At 48.1% G+C, this 4,973-nt stretch carries 5 protein-coding genes; 4 read left to right on the top strand and 1 reads right to left on the bottom strand.

Features of this window, described 5'->3' with window-relative positions; genetic code table 11:
- Nucleotides 1-115: 115 nt before the first annotated feature.
- Entirely contained in the window at nt 116-1,018 is a 903-nt protein-coding gene (locus Q0231_RS05255) for a LysR substrate-binding domain-containing protein (RefSeq protein ID WP_269394606.1), read from the bottom strand.
- Between the two features lie 137 nt (nt 1,019-1,155).
- Here Q0231_RS05255 and ugpB point away from each other — a divergent pair, with 137 nt between their 5' ends.
- The 4 genes from ugpB to ugpC form a co-directional block, all read left to right on the top strand.
- Nucleotides 1,156-2,457, top strand: a complete 1,302-nt coding sequence (ugpB, locus tag Q0231_RS05250) for a sn-glycerol-3-phosphate ABC transporter substrate-binding protein UgpB (protein WP_269394607.1) — start codon at nt 1,156-1,158, stop codon at nt 2,455-2,457.
- An 80-nt stretch (nt 2,458-2,537) separates the two neighbouring features.
- On the top strand, nt 2,538-3,419 hold the full coding sequence (ugpA, locus tag Q0231_RS05245) for a sn-glycerol-3-phosphate ABC transporter permease UgpA (RefSeq protein ID WP_269394608.1): 882 nt from the start codon (nt 2,538-2,540) through the stop codon (nt 3,417-3,419).
- On the top strand, nt 3,419-4,270 hold the full coding sequence (ugpE, locus tag Q0231_RS05240) for a sn-glycerol-3-phosphate ABC transporter permease UgpE (protein ID WP_269394609.1): 852 nt from the start codon (nt 3,419-3,421) through the stop codon (nt 4,268-4,270). The genes ugpA and ugpE overlap by 1 nt, the downstream gene beginning before the upstream one ends.
- Before the next feature lie 9 nt (nt 4,271-4,279).
- A partial coding sequence (gene ugpC, locus Q0231_RS05235) for a sn-glycerol-3-phosphate ABC transporter ATP-binding protein UgpC (protein ID WP_299345955.1) occupies nt 4,280-4,973 on the top strand: 694 nt, incomplete at its 3' end.

The raw sequence follows: 4,973 nt of genomic DNA, 5'->3' as shown, positions 1-4,973 counted from the left end.
CGGTCTCTTTGCTTACGTTTAGGGATAGTGTTTATTATTTTAAACAGTCTCTGTGCGGTTTTCCAAGTGTTTTTTTCAAAGCAATGAGATTGGGTATTCTGGTCGGTGTGGGATGCTAGTTTGCTTCTGCAATAAATGGTTTCAAGCTGTTCTGAAATGCTTCAATAAAATCGAGAACCAAAAGTGATCGATTGCCAGCCAATGGTCGCAATATGGATAATTTATGTTCTAGATTGGGGCTGAACGGACGGATTATAATACCGCGATCTGCATATTGAGCTGCGTCAAGTGCACTTACAATTGAGGCGCCGTGGCCTTCACCAACAATTGTGCAGGCTGCCGTGAACTGACGGACTTCAATCCAGGAGTTCATCCGTGCGCCATCTTGCGTAAAACTTTGTGTTAAAGCCACGTTGAAGGGACTGTCCCGGCGGGTGTGGACCATTTTTTCATTTTCTAGATCCTTCGGAGAAATCGTGTCTTTGGCGCCCAACGGGTGACCTTTTGGCAAGATGCAGACGGTTTTGATCGAAATGTCTGTGCGCTCCGTGGCAGGGTGGCCAGAAAATCCGTCTGTAATACCACAGTCATATTGCTGACCAATAATCCACTCAAGGATTCGCTCTGGGCGATCGGGTTCCAGGGTCAAAGTGACCCCTGGTCGGTTATCCAAAAACTCAGTGAGAACCCTTGGAAGGTGACTGGTGGCAAAACCCGGCAGGCACGCGATGCGCAAATGACCTGCTGTGCGTTCTTTCAGATCGCGTCTTAGGTCTTCAAGATGATCAAGGCTTTCAAAAACACGGGAAACCTCGGTCAGCATATAACGTGCTTCACTGGTGGGGGTAAGGATGCCACTTTTTCTTTCGAACAGTTCAAAGCCGATGGCTGTTGAAAAATCTGCCAGCAATCTGCTCACTGCAGGTTGTGAAACGCCTAAAGATTTTGCAGCTCTGGTCACGGAACCCGTTTTGGCTGTGGCTTGGAACGCTTCGAGCTGTCTTAGTTTGAATTTCAATGACTTACTCCAATTTCACCCTTATGATTTGCCCTTGAATATAACATTATGTTATGAAATTGGCAAAAAAAATCTGCTTGCGTTATTCTTTTTGTTGGATAATGCTATGGCCTTAATTTGCTATCTGGGAGGATAGAATGGCATTAAGAACTCTTCTTTTGGCGACAACTGCACTTACACTCGGAGCTAACTCAGCGTCTGCACAAACTGAAATTCAGTGGTGGCACGCAATGGGCGGTACCAATGGTGAGCGCGTTGACAAAATCGCGACGGACTTCAACGCTACTCAAACTGAGTACAAAGTTGTCCCTGTATATAAAGGCAATTACACAGAGACCATGACTGCAGCGATTGCTGCTTTCCGTGCAGGTCAGCAGCCGCACCTGGTGCAGGTGTTTGAAGTTGGTACGGCAACAATGATGGCTGCAAAAGGCGCAATTTATCCTGTTGAACAGCTCATGGCTGATGCGGGCGAGCCTTTTGACAAGTCTGATTATCTACCAGCGGTTATTTCTTACTACCAAACGCCAGAAGGCGAACTGTTGTCGATGCCGTTTAACAGCTCGACGCCAGTTATGTGGTACAACGCAGACGCGCTAGAAGCGGCTGGGGTTGAGCCACCAAAAACTTGGGATGATGTGAAAACGGCGGCCAAGGCACTCGTTGACAATGGAATGGCATGCGGCCTTTCTTTTGGTTGGCAGTCTTGGGTGATGGTTGAGAACTTCTCCTCTTGGCACAACCTACCAATGGGTACCAAGGAAAACGGTTTTGCCGGGTTCGACACGGAGTTTACCTTCAACAATGATCAGGTGATCAACCGTTTGGCGGATATCGCGTCCATGGGCGCTGACAAGCAATTTGTTTATGGGGGGCGTCGCGGAGATAGTTTGCCTTTGTTCACCAATGGTGAATGTGGCATGTGGATGAATTCATCTGCCTATTATGGTTCAATTAAGAGCCAAGCGACATTCAACTTTGGCCAAACCATGTTGCCTTTGGACACGGATGTTGCTGATGCGCCGCAAAACTCTATCATTGGTGGTGCAACATTGTGGGCGCTGGCTGGTCACGAAGACGAAGAATATAAAGGGCTAGCGAAGTTTCTAACCTATATGTCTTCTGCTGACGTGCAAGCTTGGTGGCACCAAGAAACGGGTTATGTGCCGATCACGAAAGCGGCCGCTGAGTTGAGCAAGAGCCAGGGGTTCTATGAAGCCAACCCTGGTACCGACACTGCAATTAAACAGCTTAGCCTGAATGAGCCAACACCCAATTCACGTGGCATTCGCTTTGGTAACTTCGTGCAAGTGCGCGATGTGATCAATGAAGAAATGGAAGCGCTTTGGGGCGGCGAAAAAACTGCGAAGGAAGCAATGGACACCGCTGTAAAACGCGGCAACGAATTGCTTCGACGCTTCGAGCGTTCGGTGAAGTAACTTAATAGTCCAATTAAACTGGGTCCGGCGACAATTGGTCGCCGGGCCTATCTGAAACGCTTTCTCATTGAGAGGCAATAATGCTCAAGCGCGTTCATTTTCAATCGTCGATATTGCCCTACCTGCTGGTCGCCCCACAGATTGTCATCACTCTGGTGTTTTTCATTTGGCCGGCCAGTCAAGCCGTTTATCAATCATTTTTGATTGAAGACGCCTTTGGCCTTTCGACCGAGTTTGTGTGGTTTGAAAACTTTGAATATTTGTTCGGCGATGAACTATATTTGGATAGTTTTTTGCGAACGCTTTTCTTTTCGGCTGCCGTTGCTTTTATGTCCATGTCATTTGCGCTCATTCTGGCGGGCTTTGCAGATCGTGTTGTGCGCGGCGCAACAACATACCGCACATTGTTGATTTGGCCCTATGCAGTTGCCCCGGTTTTAGCGGGTGCGCTCTGGGTGTTTATGTTTAATCCTACTCTTGGCATTTTTCCCTATTTTTTGGGCTTTCTGGGGTATGACTGGAACCACTATTTGAATGGAAACCAAGCAATGTTGTTGGTCATAATGGCCGCGGCATGGAAGCAGGTTGCATATAATTTTCTATTCTATTTAGCTGCGATGCAGGCCATACCGCGCTCTATAATTGAAGCGGGTGCAATCGATGGCGCACGACCGCTCAGGAGGTTCTGGACGCTGATCTTCCCTCTGGTCTCGCCCACGACGTTCTTTTTGCTGGTCATCAACGCGGTGTATGCCTTCTTTGATACATTTGGGATTATCCACGCGGTAACGCAGGGCGGTCCGGCAAATTCAACCACAATTTTGGTCTATAAGGTTTTCAACGACGGATTTGTGGGGCTCGATCTTGGCGGGTCTGCTGCTCAATCGGTCATTCTAATGTTCCTAGTCATCGTGATGACCTTCATTCAATTCCGCTACATCGAAAACAAGGTTGAGTATTAATGGTTGAGAACCGTCCAATATTGAACATTGTTACCCATCTTGTTTTGATCTTGGGAGTTGCCATTGTTGCACTACCGATCTGGATAACCTTTGTGGCGTCTACGCACGAAGAAACGCGCATGCTGCAAGCGCCGTTGCCTTTGTTGCCGGGTGGGTTTTTCGTCGAAAACTTCAAGCAAACCTTTTTTGGGTCAGGTCTGTCAGGATCTCAATCCGCTCCCGTGTGGCGTATGCTTCTTAATAGCTTGTCCATGGCATTGATGATCGCTTTTGGTAAAATCTCGATCTCGCTGCTTTCGGCATTTGCGATTGTATATTTCAAGTTTCCGTTCCGCATGGGCTTTTTCTGGATGATTTTCATCACACTGATGTTGCCTGTTGAGGTTCGCATTTTACCAACATTTGAGGTGGTGGCTGACCTAGGGTTGCTGAACAGCTATTGGGGTTTGTCCGTGCCGCTGATCGCATCTGCGACGGCAACCTTTATGTTTCGGCAGGTGTTTTTGACCATCCCGGATGAAATGCTTGAGAGCGCACGTATAGACGGTGCAAAGCCCATGCAGTTTTTTTGGGATATATTGCTGCCCTTGAGCCGCACCAATATCGCTGCGCTGTTCGTTATTCTGTTCATTTACGGCTGGAACCAATATTTGTGGCCGCTTTTGATCACAACGGACACAGATATGACCACGATTGTGATGAGCATCAAGCAAATGCTTGAAGCGGCAGAACAATCGCCGCAATGGAACATTATTATGATGACTGCACTTTTGGCGATGCTGCCGCCGGTCTTTGTGGTGGTCGCAATGCAAAAGCTCTTCGTCAAGGGTCTCACCGAGACGGACAAGTAGGAAGAAACTATGGCATCAATTGTTTTAAAAGACCTTGTGAAAAACTACGGCAAAGTCGAAGTGTTGCACAAAGTTGCGGGTCAGTTTGAGGATGGCGAGTTTATTGTGATTGTCGGCCCATCTGGGTGCGGAAAATCCACGTTGTTACGCATGGTTGCGGGGTTGGAAACCGTTTCAGGTGGCGAGATTTACATCGGTGACAAATTGGTCAACGACCTTGAGCCGGCCGACCGTGATATCGCCATGGTATTTCAAAACTACGCGCTTTATCCGCATATGAGTGTGCGCGAAAACATGGCCTATGGTCTCAAAATCCGCAAACTCTCCAAGGACGAAATCAACAAACGGGTTGATGAAGCAGCCGACATTTTAGAAATCAAGGACTACCTTGATCGAAAACCGCGTCAGCTATCGGGCGGGCAGCGCCAGCGCGTGGCGATGGGACGGGCGATTGTGCGGGACCCACAGGTGTTTCTGTTTGATGAGCCATTGTCGAACCTTGATGCTAAACTGCGCGTGCAAATGCGCTTGGAAATACGAAAGCTACAGCGCCGACTGGGCGTTACCTCAATTTATGTGACGCATGACCAAGTGGAAGCTATGACATTGGGTGACCGTTTGATGGTGCTTAATGGTGGTTATGTGGAACAATTCGGCACGCCAATTGATTTATATGATCGGCCCGCGTCAGTGTTTGTTGCTG

The sequence above is a fragment of the uncultured Maritalea sp. genome (assembly GCF_937139385.1).
Lineage (GTDB): Bacteria > Pseudomonadota > Alphaproteobacteria > Rhizobiales > Devosiaceae > Maritalea > Maritalea porphyrae_A.
Note: the sequence above shows the minus strand (reverse complement) of the source record. Positions and strands in the feature narration are given on the sequence as shown.